The sequence below is a fragment of the Pseudomonas sp. B3(2017) genome (genome assembly GCF_002113595.1).
Lineage (GTDB): Bacteria > Pseudomonadota > Gammaproteobacteria > Pseudomonadales > Pseudomonadaceae > Aquipseudomonas > Aquipseudomonas ekonensis.
In genome coordinates, this window is sequence record NZ_NEIU01000008.1 from 126,567 (window position 1) to 143,691 (window position 17,125).

The window sequence follows — 17,125 nt, forward strand, 5'->3', positions numbered from 1 at the left end:
TCAGGAACGCATACCGAAAAGCCGTCGTGACCGACGGCTTTTTTGTGCCTGCCCTGCTCCCCTCCGAAGGCGCCCTCCCGGCGCCGTCGCCGAAAGCCCTTGGCAAAATGGCTCGCATGCCTTTCACGGTGCCTCGGCATTTGCTAAATACAGGGGCTCATTCCCCGGTGCGAGCCATCATGCAGCGACACTTCGACGATCTTCAGTTGGGCAGCATCGAACTGTTCTGCCTGGCCGCCGAGGCCGGCAGCTTCACCGGCGCGGCACTGGCGGCGGCGGTAACGCCGGCTGCGGTGAGCCGGTCGGTGTCGCGCATGGAGGAACGGCTGGGCGTGCGTCTGTTCGCCCGCACCACCCGCAGCGTCAAGCTGACCGACAGTGGCCGGCGCTACTACGAAGAATGCCGGCAGGCGCTGGCGCAACTGGTCGAGGCCCAGCGGGAAGTCATGGGCCAGCAGCAGGAGCCTTCCGGCACCCTGCGCATCAGCATCCCCACGACCTACGCCCATCACCGGATCCTGCCGCTGCTGCCGGCGTTCCGGGCACGGTTCCCGCAGGTGAAAGTCGACATCCACATCAGCAACCGCAACATCGATTTCGTCGGCGAGGGCTACGACATGGCGATCCGCGTTCGGGCGATCCCCGATTCGGGCCTGATCGCCCGCCACCTGGAAGACGCGGCGCTGGTGATGGTCGCCAGCCCCGACTACCTCAAGCGCGCCGGAACCCCGCAGACCCTCGACGACCTCGCCGGCCACGAATGCATCCAGTACGAACTGCCCAGCAACGGCCGACGGATCACCTGGCTGTTCTACGACGGGGACACCCCACGGGAGGTTCTGGCGGACGGCAATTTCTGCTGCTCCGACGATGTGCTCGGCGGCGTCACCCTCGCCCGGCACGGCGCCGGCCTGTTCCAGACCTACCGCTTCATCGTCGAAAAGGACTTGGCCGACGGCACCCTGGTGGAAGTGCTCAAGCCCTACGCCGGGCGCTCGCGGCCGTTCACCCTGCTGTATCCGCAGAACCGCCACATGCCGCTGCGGGTGCGGGCGTTCATCGATTTTCTGGTGGGGCAACTGCCGCAGTGAACCGGCAGCGTGCGATCACCGCACACAATACGCCGGGAAAACCGGGGACCGATTGACCAAAGTAACCAGGCAGTACAATTTATCTCCACCGATCGAACCCTTCGACCGAAGCCAACAAGAATAAGTGGAGTTGTCCCCATGCCCCCGATCGTTCTGGTGCTCAACGGCCCGAACCTGAACCTGCTCGGCACCCGCGAGCCGGCGACCTACGGCCACGAAACCCTGGCCGATATTTCCACCCTGTGCGCACGTGCCGCCGACGAGCTCGGCCTGGCCGTGGAGTTCCGCCAGACCAACCACGAAGGCGAATTGCTCGACTGGATCCACGGCGCCCGCAACCGTTGCGCCGGCATCGTCATCAATCCTGCGGCGTGGACACACACCTCGGTGGCGATCCGCGACGCGCTGGTGGCCAGCGAACTGCCGGTGATCGAGGTGCACTTGTCCAACGTCCATGCCCGCGAGCCGTTCCGCCACCACTCCTTCGTCTCCGCCATCGCCACTGCCGTAATGTGCGGCTTCGGCAGCCACGGCTATCGTCTGGCCCTGGAGCATTTCGGCCACCGGTTCAAAGGAGCGCGCGCATGACTCGGCAGAATGCGGTTCTGGCCGGTCTGATCGGCGCAGGCATCCAGGCGTCCCGCACGCCGGCGATGCACGAACAGGAAGGCGATGCCCAAGGCCTGCGCTACCTGTACCGGCTGATCGACCTCGATCAACTGCAACTGGACAGCGACGCCCTGCCCGACCTGCTGTTGGCCGCCGAGCGAATGAACTTCACCGGCCTGAACATCACCTTCCCGTGCAAGCAGGCGATCATCCCGCTGCTCGACGAACTGTCGCCGGAAGCCCGGGGCATCGGTGCGGTGAACACGGTCGTGCTCAAGGACGGCAAGCGCGTGGGGCACAACACCGATTGCCTGGGCTTCGCCGAGGGTTTTCGCCGAGGCCTGCCGGACGTCGACCGTGAACGTGTCGTCCAGATGGGCGCCGGCGGCGCCGGTGCGGCGGTGGCCCACGCACTGCTGAGCGAAGGCGTTCGGCACCTGAGCATTTTTGACGTGGACGCCGGGCGTGCCGAAAGCCTGGCCCTCAACCTCAATCAGCATTTCGGCGAGCGCCGCGCCGTGCTCGGGCAGGACTTGCCGACGGCGCTTAAACAGGCCGACGGCCTGGTCAACACCACGCCGATGGGCATGGCCAAGCTGCCGGGCATGCCGGTGCCGGCGGAACTGCTGCGGGCGCAACTGTGGGTGGCGGAGATCGTGTACTTCCCGCTGGAGACCGAACTGCTGCGCAACGCCCGCGCCCTCGGTTGCCGCACGCTGGACGGCGGCAACATGGCGGTGTTTCAGGCGGTGAAGGCGTTCGAGCTGTTCAGCGGCGTGGCGGCGGACGCGCAACGGATGCTGGCGCATTTCCAGCGCATGAACGGATGAGCGGTGCGAGGGGCCGCCCCTCGCTGACCGTCAGGCTTGCAGGTAGCGCAGCACCGATTCGCAGATCATCTGGCGGTGGCGCTGCTTGATGCTTTCGTCCGGCAGGTCTATCTGGAAGATCTCGCCGAAGGTGTGGCGGTTCGAGACGCGGTAGAAGCAGAACGAACTGATCAGCAGGTGCACGTCCAGCGCATCGAGCCCGGCGCGAAACACCCCTTTCTGCACCCCGCGCTGCAGGATCTCGCTCAGCGAATCGAGGATGGTGTTGTTCATCGCCTTGATCGCGTCGGAGCGCTTCACGTACTCGGCGTTGTGGATGTTCTCGACGCTGACGATCCGCACGAAATCGACGTTGCGGTCATGGTGGTCGAAGGTGAACTCCACCAGCCGACGGATCGCTTCCACCGGCGGCAATTCGGCCAGGTGCAGGCGGCTTTCGGTGTTGCGGATGTCGCCGTAGAGTTTCTCCAGCACCTCGACGTACAGCTGCTCCTTGCTGCCGAAGTAGTAGTAGATCATGCGCTTGGAGGTGTGGATGCGCTCGGCGATCGCATCGACGCGGGCGCCGGACAGGCCCTGCTGGACGAACTCGACGATCGCCTCCTGCAGGATGTTCTCACGGGTCTTTTCCGGGTTGTTCTTGCGACTCTTGCGCGGCTCGGCGACAGGCGAAACGGCGACGGTAAGTTCTGAAGTCATTGTCATTGCGGGCTCACGGCCATCACTGCACAAGCTGGCGATTATGGGCCGCGCGGCACAGTGAAGGAAGCCGAGCAGCCCGTGTTTAATCCCGCGTTTACGAAATACCTACAACTTCGCCTGGCGGGCACCGCCGCTGCGTGCTTTGGCCATCGCCGCCAGCCGCACCGCGACGTTGGCGGCGCCGTAACCGGCGTAACCGTTGCGGCGTTGGATGACCTCGAAGAAGAAGCGTCCTTCGAACGGTTCGGTGTAGACGTGGAAGAGCTCGCCGCCCTGGGCGTCGCGGTCATACAGCACGTTGTAGTAGGCCAGCTCGCTGAGGAACTCGTCGTCGAAGTCGAAGCGCGCAGCGAGGTCGTCGTAGTAGTTGAGCGGGATGTCCAGCAACGGCACCCCGGCCTCCTTGGCGCGCCGCACTTGCGCGAAGATGTCCTCGCAGTCGAACGCGATGTGATGCACGCCCGAACCCCTGTAGCTCGACAACGCATGGGAGATCGCGGTGTTGCGGTTCTCGGAAATGTTCAGCGGCAGGCGCACCGAACTGTCGCGGCTGCGCAGCGCCCGGCTCTTCACCAAGCCGTAAGGGTCCGGCAGCACCACCTCGTCGTCGGCCTCGAAATCCAGCACGCTCTTGTAGAACAGCACCCAGGTGTCGAGGCTGTCCGCCGGCAGCGCCATGGCCATGTGGTCGATGCGCTTGAGGCCGCCGCGGGCCTGGGCGCCCGGCACCAGATTGAAGTCGGTGCCGTACACGTCCGCGTCTTCATCCACCAGATAGATCAGGCTGCCGTCCGGCGCGCGGATCGCCGCCAGCTCCAGTTCGTTGGGCCCGACCAGCCCCCGGTACGGCTGGCCCTTGTAGGCCACCGCCCGCGCCAAGGCGCTGGCGCTGTCCTTGACCCGCAGCGCCGTGGCGCACAGCGACGGGCCGTGGGCCTCGAAATAACTGTGGCCGAACGAATAAGGCTCGGCGTTGAGGATCAGGTTGATGTCGCCCTGACGCAGCAGGCTCACGCTCTTGGAGCGGTGCTGCCCGGCCTTGACGAACCCCAGCCGCTCCAGCCAGTTCGACAGCTTGGCGCCCAGGGCTTCGTCCACGGCGAACTCCAGGAACTCGACGCCGTCGTACCCGCTGGCCTTGGGCGTCTCGAACAGGATCTCGCGGCTGGCCAGCGGCAGCGGCTGCTGCGCCAGGCGCTGACGGGTCTTCTCCTCCAGGTACAGCAGCGAACGCAATCCATCCGCCGCGTTGGCGCGGGTCGGTGCGGCGCGGAACCCGTCGTTGAAGATCTCCAGCGACAGGGGACCGGTGTAGCCGCTCTGGATGATCGGGGCGAGAAACCCCGGCAGGTCGAACTCGCCCTGCCCCGGGAAACAACGGAAATGCCGGCTCCACTCCAGCACGTCCATGGCCAGGATCGGCGCGTCGGCCATCTGCACGAAGAAGATCTTTTCGCCGGGGATGTCGGCGATGGCGCTCGGGTCGCCCTTGAGCGACAGGGTGTGGAAGCTGTCGAGCAGCACGCCCAGGCTCGGGTGGTCGGCCTGGCGCACGATGTCCCAGACCTGTTGATACGTGTTCACATGACGCCCCCAGGCCAGGGCCTCGTAGCCGATGCGCAGGCCACGGGCGCCGGCGCGTTCGGCCAACAGGCGCAGGTCGTCGACCAGGATCTGCCGGTCGCCGAGACTGTCGGCCGAGGCGTTGCTGCACACCAGCACCAGGTCGGTGCCCAGCTCCTGCATCAGGTCGAACTTGCGCTCGGCACGCTCCAGGTTGCGCGCGAGCCGGTCGCGGCGGCAGCCCTCGAAATCGCGGAACGGCTGGAACAGGGTGATGGCGATGCCGAGGTCGGCGCACATCTGCCGGATCTCCCGGGGGCTGCCGTCGTAGTACAGCAGATCGTTCTCGAAGATCTCGACCCCGTCGAACCCGGCGGCGGCAATGGCTTCGAGCTTTTCCGGCAGGGTGCCGCTCAAGGAAACGGTGGCAATGGATCGCTGCATCTCTCAACTCCCGGTGGAGGCGTCGGCGGCGGGGATGGCGCCGCTTTTGCGGGTGAGCGGATTATTGGTTCCGATCGGTCGCCAGGCAATTTAAAGTGTACTACCCGGTTAGTTTTGCGTGCGATTATCGAACACAATGCCGGTTTGGCGAATTGACGATCTTTCGGCCGCTGCCCAACATCGACGCCACACCGAGCCCGGATGCGAACCGTCGGTCTCGCTGCGAAACGACCCAGAACACCATAAAAATTTCAAGAAACGGGTGGCTTACATGACTCCTTCCCAAAGCTCACACATGGCGCGTGCAGCCATGACCTCTGCCTCCAGCGGCATCGGCGACAAGATCCGCGGCGCCCTGGCCGTCGGCAAGACCCGTTGGGGCATGCTGGCGCTGGTGTTTTTCGCCACCACCCTGAACTACATCGACCGCGCCGCCCTGGGCGTGATGCAGCCGATCCTGGCCAAGGAGATGAGCTGGACGGCAATGGACTACGCCAACATCAACTTCTGGTTCCAGGTCGGCTACGCCATCGGCTTCGTGCTGCAGGGCCGGCTGATCGACCGGGTCGGGGTCAAGCGCGTGTTCTTCTGCGCCGTGCTGCTGTGGAGCCTGGCCACCGGCGCCCATGGCCTGGCGACCTCGGCGGCGGGCTTCATGGTCTGCCGCTTCATCCTCGGCCTGACCGAAGCGGCCAACTACCCGGCCTGCGTGAAGACCACCCGCCTGTGGTTCCCTGCCGGCGAGCGTGCGGTGGCCACCGGCATCTTCAACGCCGGCACCAACGTCGGCGCGATGTTCACCCCGATGCTCCTGCCGCTGATCCTGCATGCCTGGGGCTGGCAGGCGGCGTTCCTGTGCATGTCGGCGCTGGGCGGTGTCTGGCTGCTGTGCTGGGCCCTCAAATACTTCAACCCGGAAGACCATCCGAGCGTGAAGGCCTCGGAGCTGGAATACATCCAGCAGCAGCCCGAGCCGGAACAGGCCCGCGTGCCGTTCTCGCGGATCCTGCGCATGCGCGGAACCTGGGCCTTCGCCCTCGCCTACTCGCTGACCGCGCCGGTATTCTGGTTCTACCTGTACTGGCTGCCGCCGTTCCTCAACCAGCAATACAACCTGGGCATCAACGTGACCCAGATGGGCATCCCGCTGATCATCATCTACCTCACCGCCGACTTCGGCAGCGTGGGCGGCGGCATCCTCTCGTCGTTCCTGATCGGGCGCGGCGCCGACCCGATCAAGGCGCGGCTGCTGTCGATGTTCCTGTTCGCCTGCTGCATCATCGGCGTGGTGGTGGCCGCCGGCTCCAGCCACCTGTGGGTCGCGGTGGCCGCCATCTCTCTGGCCATCGGCGCGCACCAGGCCTGGACCGCCAACATCTGGAGCCTGGTGATGGACTACACGCCCAAGCACATGATGAGCACCGTGTTCGGCTTCGGCGGCATGTGCGCGGCCATCGGCGGGATGTTCATGACCCAGATCGTCGGCCACATCCTGACCGTCACGAACAACAACTACACCGTGCTGTTCACCCTGATCCCGGCGATGTACTTCATCGCGCTGATCTGGATGTACTTCATGGCCCCCCGCAAGATCCCCACCGTCACCGAGTGACCTTGAGCGCGGTTCCTTGTGGGGGCTGGCCTGCCAGCCCCCACCCGCGCAACGTTCAGGCGCGGCGCTGCTGCCAGGCCGCCGCCAGTCCGCTGCAGCAGATCACCGCAATGCCCGCGACCGTGGTCAGGGTCGGCGTGTGGTTGAACAGCAGCCAGCCCAACAGCCCCGCAAACACGATCTGGCAATAACCGAACGGCGCCAGCAGCGCCGGCGCGGCATGCCGGAAGGCCTGGGTCAGGAACAGGTGCGCGGTCATCCCGCAACTGCCCAGCGCCAGCATCAGCAGACCATGCCCCAGGCTCGGCACCTGCCAGAAGAACGGCACCAGCGCACTCATCACCAGCGTGTTGCACAGCCCCGCAAAGAAGTTGCTGGTGGTCGGGCTGTCGACTTCGCTGAGCTTGCGCGTGAGCAACTGGTAAAAGCAGAAAAACAGCGCCGAGCAGAACGGCAGCAACACCGCCGGGGTGAACAGCTCGCCACCGGGATGGACGATCACCAGCACCCCGGAAAAACCGCAGATCACCGCGATCCATTGCCCCCGCGTCACCCGCTCCTTGAGCAGCGGCACCGACAGCGCCGTCACCAGCACCGGGGCCAGGAAGTTCACCGCCGTGGCCTCCGCCAGCGGGATGTACAGCAGCGCCGTGGTGAAGAACAGGCTCGTGCCCAGCAGGCACAACGCCCGCACGGTCTGGAGCAGCGGCCGCTTGGTGCGCAGCACCCGCAGCCCCGACTGCGGCAGGAAAATCCCGGCCATCAGCAAGGTGTGCACCAGATACCGCGCCCACACCACCATCACGATCGGATAGAAGCCTGAGAGGTATTTCGACAGGGCGTCATGGCTGGAGAACAGGAACGTGGCCACGACGATCAGCAAGATCCCCTTGAAGGGTTGATTGACGCCGGAAAGCGGGGTGCTGACGGTCATTGGATATCTCTGAATGAACACTGAACCTGATGAAGCGGGGCACCTGCGCCCGCCCTTGGAACTGACCGGAAAGCACTGACAATCAACAATCTAGAACTCGGTTCCATATTTTCACAGACCGGAAACACAAAACCGTGCGAACAGCGCACATTTTCGCTTCGCCGCTGCTCGCCCCCACAAAATTCGTCAAACGAACAGCTCAGACGCCTGGCTCGCCTCGGACAGTTCCCGGGCGAACGTCAGCAGCAGCGGCGCCAGTTCATGCAGCCGCGCCCCCGGCAGCCGCGCGCTGGGGCCGGCGATGCTCAGCACGCCGATCGCCCGGCCATCGCCGGGATGGCGCACCACTGCCGCAATCGCCGAGGTGCCCACCGCCGAACTTTCCTCGACGCAGGCGTAGCCCTGTTCCCGGGCGATACGCAGGCGTTCGAGCAGATCGCCGGGGGAACGCGGCGCATTCGGCCCGGCCCCGGCAGGCAGTTCGATGCCCTGGCGTTCGACCCGCGACAGCGCCTCGGCATCGCTCATGCACGCCAGCCATGCATGGCCCGAAGCGGTGTAGAACAGCGGTGCCTCGCGGCCCATGTCAGGGTCGTAGCGCAGGCCGGTGCGGGCGCCCTGGGCCTTGGCGATCCAGGTCTGGCGCTCGCCGTCGATGACGCCCAGGCGCACCAGTTCGCCGGTCTCCTGGGCCAGGCGGTCGAGCACCGGCTGCACAATGTCGGCCCCGCTGCCCGACAGGTAACGAAACCCCATCGCCACCAGCCGGGTGGACATGTGATAGCGCAGCGTATCCGGATTCTGCCGCACATAACCCAGCCGGACCAGTTCGGCGAGCAAGCGGTGGGTCGCGCTTTTCGGGATGCCCAACTGCTCGGCCAGGGTTTGCATCGGCAGCCCGCCCGCCTCGCTGGCGAGGCTTTCCAGCACGCTGAAGACCCGTTCGATTTGACTGCCGGCCATGGTGAGATCCCAGTGAAATTTGGCCGATTCTAGAAGACACGGCGAGGATTGCGAAATCCTCCCCTCGCCGGCGCAGGCAGCAACCGAACGCCGTTGACGGCCCGCGACAAAAAATTTCCTGCGCAACGGAATTCGCCGGCAGCGTCAGGTTCCTACCCATCGGCAATAGGCCCGACGTGGATCACTGAGATCGGGACTGCTTTCGTCTGCGAATGGACGGACGGCCGGACTGGCGCCAAACTCACACACCAACAACACTGTTCATCACGCAAAAGCAGAGGATTCCCACATGCTATGGAGAAAAGGACGACGCAGCGACAACGTCGTCGATGCCCGTGGCGATGACATGGGCGGTGGCGGCGGGATGCGCTTCGGCGGCGGCAAGGGCCTGAGCCTCACCGCGATCCTGCTGATCGTCGGCATCGGCTGGATCACGGGGCAGGATCCGCTGCAGATCCTCGGCCAGCTCACCGGCCAGATGACCGAACAATCGGCGCCGGTCGGCACGCAAACCCGCAAGGCACCGCCGGCCAACGATGAACAGGCCGAGTTCGTGCGTTCGATCCTCGGCGACACCGAAGACACCTGGGGTGCGATCTTCCAGCAGGCCGGCCGCCAGTACCGCGATCCGACCCTGGTGCTGTTCAGCAACCGGGTCAATTCCGCCTGCGGCCTGGCCACCTCGGCCACCGGCCCGTTCTATTGCCCGGCGGACCAGAAGGTGTACCTGGACATGGCGTTCTTCCAGGAAATGGCCCAGCGCTTCAAGGCGGCGGGCGACTTCGCCCAGGCCTACGTGATCGCCCACGAAGTCGGCCACCATGTGCAGACCTTGCTCGGCGTCTCGGCGAAGATCCAGGCCGCCCGCCAGCAAGGCCGGCAGATGGAAGGCGACGGCGGTCTGCTGGTGCGCCAGGAACTGCAGGCCGACTGCCTGGCCGGCGTCTGGGCGTACAACGCGCAGAAACGCCTGAACTGGCTGGAGCCGGGCGACATCGAAGAAGCCCTGAACGCAGCGAACGCCATCGGCGACGACCGCCTGCAACAGCAGGGTCAGGGCCGCGTGGTGCCGGACTCGTTCACCCATGGCACGTCGGCGCAAAGGGTGCGCTGGTTCAAAACCGGATTCGCCCAAGGCCAGGTCGGCCAGTGCGATACCTTTGCGGCGAAAAACCTGTAAATGCATAGATGGCTGTTGGCTTTATTGTTCATCGCCGGCGGGGCCCAGGCCGCCGGCGTCGATGCGATCAGCACCGGGCGCCTGCAACTCAAGGCCGGGGAAATGGCAGTGGGGATCGGCCCGACGCCGGCCAGGATCGAGCGGGTGCTGATCGTCGTGCATGGGCGCCTGCGCAACGCCGAGACCTACCGCAAGAGCGCCGAGAGCGCGGCGGAGCTGGCCGGCCAGAGCGCCAGCACTCTGGTGATCGCCCCGCAGTTCCTCAACGAAAGCGACGTGGCGCTGTACTCGCTGCCGCCGAGCGTGCTGCGCTGGCAAGGCAACGACTGGATGGGCGGCGGGTTATCCACAGGGCCGAACCCGTTGAGTTCCTACGCCGCGCTGGACGAGATCGTCGCGCGGGTCAGCGACCGCAAGCAGTTTCCCGACGTGAAGCAGATCGTGATCTTCGGCCACTCCGGCGGCGGCCAGGTCGTCCAGCGCTATGCGCTGCTCGCCAAGGAACCGCCGACGCTGAAGGCCGAAGGCATCCGCTTGCGTTACGTGGTGGCCAACCCTTCGTCGTACGCCTATTTCAACGAGCAGCGGCCGGTGGCGTTCGATCACGCGCAATGCGCCGGCTTCAACCGTTGGAAGTACGGTCTGGCGGATCCGCCGATCTATGCCGGCGGGCAAACGCCGGCGCAGCTTGAAGGCAGTTACGTCAAACGCGAGGTGATCTATCTGCTCGGCCAGCAAGACACCGACCCGCAGCACCCGGCGCTGGACAAGAGCTGCGCGGCCAAGGCCCAGGGCGCCAACCGGCTGGAGCGCGGGAAACTGTTTTTCGGCTACCTGCTGCGCCGTCACCCGGAAGGGGTGAACCAGCGGCTGATGGAGGTGCCCGGCGTGGGGCACAACGGCGACGGCATGCTGACGTCGCCGGAGGGGCAGAAGGCCTTGTTCGGCCAGTGATGGCGTCCGCTCAGGCGAACACCATCCGCCGCAGCTCGACGCAATCCTTCGCGTGCCAGTCCGTGAGTTCCGGCCATGGGTTGTCCGGCAGGTTCACCAGCACCGTCCGCGCCCCCGCCGCCCGGCCGCAATCGAGGTCGAAGCGGTAGTCGCCGACCATCACCATCTCGCTGGCCGGCACCGCCCAGGCGTGCGCCAGTTTCAGCAGCCCGCCGGGATGCGGCTTGGGCGGCGCTTCGTCGCGGCCCAGCACATCCTCCACGGCAAAGCAGTCGGCCAGGCCGATGGCTTCGAGCGTGACATGGGCCAGCTCGCGGGCATTGCGGGTCAGGATGCCGAGCCGGTAGCCCCGGGCGTGCAGGTCGCGCACCAGCTCCACCGCGCCGGAAGCCGGGGTCGAGCCCAGCGCCAGATCCCGTTCATGCTCCAGCAGCCAGGCGTGCTTGGCGGCCGCTTCGTCCGCCGGCAAGGCCGCAAGGTGGGTGAGGATGTCGTCCTCGGGCGGAATCGACAACGCCACCCGGATCGCCGCGAAGTCATGCACCGCGACGGTCAGGGTGCCGTCCATGTCGAACACCCAGTGCCGCACGTCCGCCAGACTCATGCCCAGTCCTTGCGGTGGCGGATCAGGCCTTCCTGGGTCACCGACGCCACCAGTTGCCCGGCGCGGTTGAACACGCTGCCCCGGGAGAACCCGCGGGAGTTGCCGGCCCACGGGCTGTCCATCGCGTAGAGCAGCCAGTCGTCGGCGCGCAGGTCATTGTGGAACCACAGCGCGTGGTCGAGGCTGGCGACCTGCATGTCCTTCTGCCAGACCGACTTGCCGTGGGGCAGCATCGACGTGGTCAGCAGGCCGAAGTCCGAGGCGTAGGCCAACAAGTACTTGTGCAGGGCCGGGATGTCGGCCAGGGCGCCGTCGGCGCGGAACCACACGTACTTGACCGGGTCGGCCGGCTGCGGGTTGTACGGATCCTTTTCGGTGACCGGGCGCACCTCGATCGGTTTCGGGCACAGCAGCTTCTCGCGCATGTGCTCGGGGATCAGATGGGCGCGCTGCTGGGTGATCTCCAGTTCCGACGGCAGGTTCTCCGGGCCGACGACCTCAGGCATCCGGCTCTGGTGCTCGAAGCCTTCCTCGTCGTACTGGAACGAAGCGCTGCACGTGAAGATCGGATGGCCCTTCTGGATCGCCGTGACGCGCCGGGTGCTGAAGCTGCCGCCGTCGCGCACGCGGTCCACCGAGTACACCACCGGCAGCTTGGCGTCCCCCGGACGCAGGAAATAACCGTGCATCGAGTGCACATGCCGCGCCTCTTCGACGGTCTGACTGGCCGCCGACAACGACTGGCCGAGCACCTGGCCGCCGAACAGCTGGCGGAACCCCAGGTCCTGGCTGCGGCCGCGGAACAGGTTTTCCTCGATCGGTTCGAGGGTCAGCAGATCCACCAGATCTTCCAACACTTGGCTCATTCAGACTCTCCTCACACAAAGCAAAACCGCGCAGTCTCGGCTGCGGCGGGGGATTCAGGTTCTGACCGGGCCCTTCGGGGCGGCGGCCATTTTAAACGTCCGTGTTTGCTTATCCATGCAAGGTTTGCAGCCACTGCTCGCGGCTGATGCGGTACAGCACGTGCCGGCGCAGCGGATGGCCGTCGGCCAGGCGCGGGTGATCGAAATCATCCGCCTCGGCGTGGTGCATGCCGATCGCCTGCATCACTTTCTGCGACGGCAGGTTGGACTCGCTGGTGAACGACACCACCTCGTTCAGCGCCACCCGGTCGAAGCCGCAACGCAGCGCCGTCCACGCCGCTTCGCTGGCATACCCCAAGCCCCAGTGCTCCTTGGCCAGGCGCCAGCCGATTTCCACCGCCGGGGTGAACGGCGCGTCGAAGCCCACCACGCCCAAGCCCGTGAAGCCGATGAACTGGCCGGAGTCCTTGCGCTCCAGCGCCCACAGGCCATAACCGTGTTCGGCGAAATGCCCGCGCACGCGACCGATCATCGAGGCGCTTTCCAGTCGGGTCAACGGTGCAGGGAAATAGCGCATCACCTGCGGATCCGCGCACATAGCGGCAAATGCCGGCAAATCCTCGTCCTGCCACTGGCGCATCCGCAGCCTTGCGCTTTCAAGCTCAAGTATCGGCTCCATGGTGCCCCTCCGTTTCCGTGCCGCCAGTCTACATCGCTGGTAGGATCCGTGATTCTTTCCTGCGTGCCTACATGATTTCTCCATGCCATTACCGTTGATCTACCACGACGACTACAGCCCTGAGTTCCCGGCGGATCACCGGTTCCCGATGGACAAGTTCCGCCTGCTGCGCGACCACCTGGTGGACAGCGGCCTGACCCGCGACGAAGACCTGCTGCGCCCGCAGCTGTGCCCACCGGACATCCTCGCCCTGGCCCATGACCGCGACTACATCGAGCGCTACATGAGCGGCGAGCTGTCCCGCGAAGACCAGCGCCGCCTCGGCCTGCCGTGGAACGAGGCGCTGGCCCGGCGCACGGTGCGGGCGGTCGGCGGTTCGATCCTGGCGGCGGAAAAGGCCCTGGAGCACGGCCTGGCCTGCCACCTGGCCGGTGGCACCCACCACGCCCACTACGACTACCCCGCCGGGTTCTGCATCTTCAACGACCTGGCGATCATCAGCCACTACCTGCTGCAGAGCGGCCGGGTGAACCGCGTGCTGATCTTCGACTGCGACGTGCACCAAGGCGACGGCACCGCCCGGATCCTGCACGACACCCCGGAGGCGATCACCGTTTCCCTGCATTGCGAAAAGAACTTTCCCGCACGCAAGGCCGAAAGCGACTGGGACATCCCACTGCCCAAGGGCATGGGCGACGCCGATTACCTGCGCGTCGTCGACGATGCCCTCAACTACCTGCTGCCGCTGTACCAGCCGGACCTGGTGCTGTACGACGCCGGCGTCGACGTGCACAAGGACGACGCCCTCGGTTATCTGCAATTGACCGACGCCGGCGTGGCCGCCCGGGACGAAAGCGTCATGCGCCATTGCCTGGGCCGCGACATCCCGGTGGTCGGCGTCATCGGCGGCGGCTACAGCAAGGACCGCCAGGCCCTCGCCCGCCGCCACGGCATCCTGCACCACAGCGCGCAGCGGGTCTGGCAGTCATCCGGTTGTCATTGAGTTGTGCTGCGTTACCCACAATCGCTGTGGAACGGCCTGTGGATAACCTGCGCGAAAGGGACTACAGCCCACGCTGACCCTGGCCTGCAGCGCGATGGTCGTTTTTTGACCAGTGCCTGACTCCGCCCGGCGGAGCCCATGTTGAATCGCAAAAAGCAAACACGGAGGGCGCCAGCCTGCTGGCGATAACGGTCTGTCCGACCCATCGATGCCGGATGTACCGTCGCCATCGCGAGCAAGCTCGCTCCCACAGGGTTCGCGGCTGGTAGAATGCGCGCCTCTTCCCGCCAGACCGCAGCGCACGCCATGACCCAGCCCGCCTCCACCGCCCCCCACCACGTCGCCATCATCGGCGGAGGCCCCGCCGGCCTGATGGCCGCCGAGGTGCTGAGCCAGGCCGGCGTGCGCGTCGACCTGTACGACGGCATGCCCTCGGTGGGCCGCAAGTTCCTGCTGGCCGGGGTCGGCGGCATGAACATCACCCATTCCGAAGCGTACCCGGCGTTCCTCTCCCGCTACGCCGAGCGCGCACCGCAGATCGCCCCGCTGCTGCGGGACTTCGACGCCGACGCGCTGTGCCGCTGGATCCACGGATTGGGCATCGACACCTTCATCGGCAGTTCCGGCCGGGTGTTCCCCACCGACATGAAAGCCGCACCGCTGCTGCGCGCCTGGCTCAAGCGCCTGCGCGACGGCGGCGTCGTTATCCACACCCGCCACCGCTGGATCGGCTGGGACGCCAACGGCGCTTTGCGCGTCGACAGCCCCGACGGCGAAAAGACCCTCACCCCCGACGCCACCCTGCTCGCCCTCGGCGGCGGCAGCTGGTCGCGCCTGGGTTCGGACGGTGCCTGGATGCTGGCGTTGGAGCAACGCGGCGTAGGACTGGCGCCGTTGCAGCCGAGCAATTGCGGCTTCGAGGTGTCAGCGTGGAGCGATCTGATGGTCAGCAAATTCGCCGGCGCACCGCTGAAGAACATCGGCATCGGCCTGAACGACGACAAGCCGCGCCTGGGCGAATGCGTCATCACCGCCACCGGCATCGAAGGCAGCCTGGTCTACGCGCTGTCGGCGCCGATCCGCGAGGCGATCAACCGCAACGGTTCGGCCGTTGTGCACATCGACCTGCTGCCCGGCCGGCCTGTGGATAAGATCCAGGCCGCCTTGAGCAAACCCCGCGGCTCGCGCACGATGGCCAAGCACCTGCACGGCCAGCTCGGGATCGACGGGGTGAAGGCGGCGCTGCTGCGGGAACTGACCGACGCCCAGACCTTCGCCGACCCGGCGCGACTGGCCGGGGCGATCAAGGCCTTGCCCCTGACGCTGGTGAAGGCGCGCCCGCTGGACGAAGCAATCAGCAGCGCCGGCGGCGTGACGTTCGAGGCCATGGATGAACGGCTGATGCTCAAGGCGTTGTCGGGGGTGTTCTGCGCCGGCGAGATGCTCGACTGGGAAGCCCCGACCGGGGGCTATCTGCTGACGGCGTGTTTCGCCAGCGGGCGGACGGCGGGTTTGGGGATGATCGAGTGGCTGCAGCGCAAAGGCTGAAATCCAATCGCCAGCAGGCTGGCTCCCACACTGAGCCCCTGCACACCAAAAATCCTGTGGGAGCTGGCTTGCCAGCGATGAGGCCGGCACAGCCGACAACAGTGCTGGCTGACCCACCGCAATCGCCAGCAGGCTGGCGATTACAGTCTGATCAGCGCGATGGGATCAAGGCTTGCGCTTACGCGGCCCGGTGTTGAATGCCGGCACTTTTCGCACAGGCTTGATCGCAGGTTCCGACACCGCCGTGTCGCCGCTGTCCACCCACTTGCCCAGGTTGCGCTTGCCGCCGGTCACTTTCGGCTTTTTCGGTTTCTTCGGCTTCTTGATCACCTGGCCGCTGGCGTCGGTGTCCGGCACCCGGTGGTCGGGCTCGAAGTCCGGCTCGTTCTCGCGCTTGAGCGTCTGGCGCGTCAGCATCTCGATGGCTGACAGCAGGTTCACCTCATCGGCGCACACCAACGAAATCGCCTGGCCGGTGGAGCCCGCCCGGCCGGTGCGGCCGATGCGGTGGATGTAGTCTTCGGCCACGATCGGCAGATCGAAGTTGACCACCAGCGGCAGGTCTTCGATGTCCAGGCCCCGGGCCGCCACGTCGGTGGCCACCAGGATCTGCACCTCGCCGAGCTTGAAGCGGTCCAGCGCACGCTGCCGGGTCGCCTGGGGCTTGTCGCCATGGATGCCGTCGGCGTTCACGCCCAGGCCCTGGAGTTTCTCCACCAACGCATCCACGCCGTTGCGGGTCTTGGCGAACACCAGCACCTGCTTCCACTTGTTCTTGCGCATCAGGTGCACGAACAGTTCGGACTTGCGCTTCTTGTCCACCGTCACCACCCATTGCTTGACGGTGTTGGCGGCGACGTTGCGCGGGCTGACCTCGATGCTCAGCGGATCGTTGAGCATCTGCCCGGCCAGGAGGCGGATGTCGTCGGAGAAGGTCGCGGAGAACAGCAGCGTCTGACGTTTCTTCGGCAGGGCGCGGTAAATGTTCGCCAGCTCTTCGGAAAAGCCCAGGTCGAGCATGCGGTCGGCTTCGTCCAGCACCAGGGTCTGCAACTGGTTGAACTTCAGCGCGTTCTGGCGGAACAGGTCGAGCAGACGGCCCGGGGTCGCCACCAGCAGGTCGACGCCGCCGCGCAGCTTCATCATCTGCGGGTTGATGCTGACGCCGCCGTACACCGCGTAGGTGCGCAGCGGCAGGTGCTCGGCGTACTGGCGCACGGCCTCGTGGACCTGCTCGGCCAGCTCGCGAGTCGGCACCAGGATCAGCGCGCGCACCGAGTTGGCGGCGACCTTCGGCCCTTCCATCGTCAACAGTTGCAGCAGCGGCAAGGCGAAACCGGCGGTCTTGCCGGTGCCGGTCTGGGCCGCCGCCATCAGGTCGCGGCCGGCCAGCACTGCCGGAACGGCCTGGGCCTGCACCGGCGTCGGGGTCTGGTAGCCGAGCGTCTCAAGGGCGCGCAGCAGAGGTTCGATCAGGCCAAGGGTGGCGAAAGTCATGGGAGTACCGTAGGAAAATTCAGCGCAAAGGTGCAACGAGTGTGCA

16 protein-coding genes are annotated in these 17,125 nt (G+C 66.0%); 8 read left to right on the forward strand and 8 right to left on the reverse strand.

From position 1 onward, the window contains the following. Positions 1 to 179 precede the first annotated feature (179 nt). The 3 genes from CAG33_RS14115 to CAG33_RS14125 all read left to right on the forward strand — a co-directional run bounded on the left by CAG33_RS14115 (position 180) and on the right by CAG33_RS14125 (position 2,530). A complete protein-coding gene (locus tag CAG33_RS14115; RefSeq protein WP_085584090.1) occupies positions 180 to 1,091 on the forward strand; it encodes a LysR family transcriptional regulator in 912 nt (303 codons plus the stop codon). A 138-nt stretch (positions 1,092 to 1,229) separates the two neighbouring features. Then, positions 1,230 to 1,679: a type II 3-dehydroquinate dehydratase gene (gene aroQ, locus CAG33_RS14120; RefSeq protein WP_085584088.1), complete on the forward strand. Its 450-nt coding sequence runs from the start codon at positions 1,230 to 1,232 to the stop codon at positions 1,677 to 1,679. After that, entirely contained in the window at positions 1,676 to 2,530 is an 855-nt protein-coding gene (locus CAG33_RS14125; RefSeq protein WP_085584086.1) for a shikimate dehydrogenase, read from the forward strand. The genes aroQ and CAG33_RS14125 overlap by 4 nt, the downstream gene beginning before the upstream one ends. Before the next feature lie 30 nt (positions 2,531 to 2,560). Here CAG33_RS14125 and CAG33_RS14130 read toward each other — a convergent pair whose 3' ends face one another. Together CAG33_RS14130 and quiC are read right to left on the reverse strand one after the other, a co-directional pair. Beyond that, on the reverse strand, positions 2,561 to 3,235 hold the full coding sequence (locus CAG33_RS14130) for a TetR/AcrR family transcriptional regulator (protein WP_085584085.1): 675 nt from the start codon (positions 3,233 to 3,235) through the stop codon (positions 2,561 to 2,563). A 102-nt stretch (positions 3,236 to 3,337) separates the two neighbouring features. Beyond that, entirely contained in the window at positions 3,338 to 5,239 is a 1,902-nt protein-coding gene (quiC, locus tag CAG33_RS14135) for a 3-dehydroshikimate dehydratase QuiC (protein WP_085584083.1), read from the reverse strand. Positions 5,240 to 5,510: 271 nt separating this feature from the next. On the opposite strand from quiC, the gene CAG33_RS14140 reads away from it, so the two are divergent. Then, positions 5,511 to 6,851, forward strand: a complete 1,341-nt coding sequence (locus CAG33_RS14140; RefSeq protein WP_085584081.1) for an MFS transporter — start codon at positions 5,511 to 5,513, stop codon at positions 6,849 to 6,851. 55 nt (positions 6,852 to 6,906) lie between these two features. On the opposite strand, the gene CAG33_RS14145 is transcribed toward CAG33_RS14140, so the two are convergent. Together CAG33_RS14145 and CAG33_RS14150 are read right to left on the reverse strand one after the other, a co-directional pair. After that, a complete protein-coding gene (locus CAG33_RS14145; RefSeq protein WP_085632325.1) occupies positions 6,907 to 7,785 on the reverse strand; it encodes a DMT family transporter in 879 nt (292 codons plus the stop codon). A gap of 186 nt (positions 7,786 to 7,971) precedes the next feature. Then, positions 7,972 to 8,748, reverse strand: a complete 777-nt coding sequence (locus CAG33_RS14150) for an IclR family transcriptional regulator (RefSeq protein ID WP_085638898.1) — start codon at positions 8,746 to 8,748, stop codon at positions 7,972 to 7,974. Between the two features lie 289 nt (positions 8,749 to 9,037). Between CAG33_RS14150 and CAG33_RS14155 the strand changes: the two genes are divergently transcribed. Further along, a complete protein-coding gene (locus CAG33_RS14155) occupies positions 9,038 to 9,928 on the forward strand; it encodes a neutral zinc metallopeptidase (RefSeq protein ID WP_085584075.1) in 891 nt (296 codons plus the stop codon). After that, on the forward strand, positions 9,929 to 10,882 hold the full coding sequence (locus tag CAG33_RS14160) for a hypothetical protein (protein ID WP_085632327.1): 954 nt from the start codon (positions 9,929 to 9,931) through the stop codon (positions 10,880 to 10,882). It abuts the gene before it with no gap. Between the two features lie 10 nt (positions 10,883 to 10,892). On the opposite strand, the gene CAG33_RS14165 is transcribed toward CAG33_RS14160, so the two are convergent. The 3 genes from CAG33_RS14165 to CAG33_RS14175 form a co-directional block, all read right to left on the reverse strand. Further along, positions 10,893 to 11,486: an HAD family hydrolase gene (locus CAG33_RS14165; protein ID WP_085584071.1), complete on the reverse strand. Its 594-nt coding sequence runs from the start codon at positions 11,484 to 11,486 to the stop codon at positions 10,893 to 10,895. Further along, the gene (gene tesB, locus CAG33_RS14170) at positions 11,483 to 12,352 is read right to left on the reverse strand and encodes an acyl-CoA thioesterase II (RefSeq protein WP_085584069.1); all 870 of its coding nucleotides are present in this window, start codon (positions 12,350 to 12,352) and stop codon (positions 11,483 to 11,485) included. The genes CAG33_RS14165 and tesB overlap by 4 nt, the downstream gene beginning before the upstream one ends. Positions 12,353 to 12,461: 109 nt before the next feature. Then, positions 12,462 to 13,031 carry a GNAT family N-acetyltransferase gene (locus tag CAG33_RS14175; protein WP_085584067.1) on the reverse strand — a complete coding sequence of 190 codons (570 nt, stop codon included), beginning with the start codon at positions 13,029 to 13,031 and terminating at the stop codon, positions 12,462 to 12,464. 82 nt (positions 13,032 to 13,113) lie between these two features. Here CAG33_RS14175 and CAG33_RS14180 point away from each other — a divergent pair, with 82 nt between their 5' ends. Both CAG33_RS14180 and CAG33_RS14185 read left to right on the forward strand, forming a co-directional pair. Continuing rightward, a complete protein-coding gene (locus tag CAG33_RS14180) occupies positions 13,114 to 14,034 on the forward strand; it encodes a histone deacetylase (RefSeq protein WP_085584065.1) in 921 nt (306 codons plus the stop codon). A gap of 270 nt (positions 14,035 to 14,304) precedes the next feature. Next, positions 14,305 to 15,582 carry a TIGR03862 family flavoprotein gene (locus tag CAG33_RS14185; RefSeq protein WP_371857680.1) on the forward strand — a complete coding sequence of 426 codons (1,278 nt, stop codon included), beginning with the start codon at positions 14,305 to 14,307 and terminating at the stop codon, positions 15,580 to 15,582. Between the two features lie 165 nt (positions 15,583 to 15,747). On the opposite strand, the gene CAG33_RS14190 is transcribed toward CAG33_RS14185, so the two are convergent. Beyond that, positions 15,748 to 17,079 (reverse strand): DEAD/DEAH box helicase, encoded by a 1,332-nt coding sequence (locus CAG33_RS14190; RefSeq protein WP_085638901.1) that lies wholly within the window; start codon positions 17,077 to 17,079, stop codon positions 15,748 to 15,750. Positions 17,080 to 17,125: the final 46 nt, after the last annotated feature.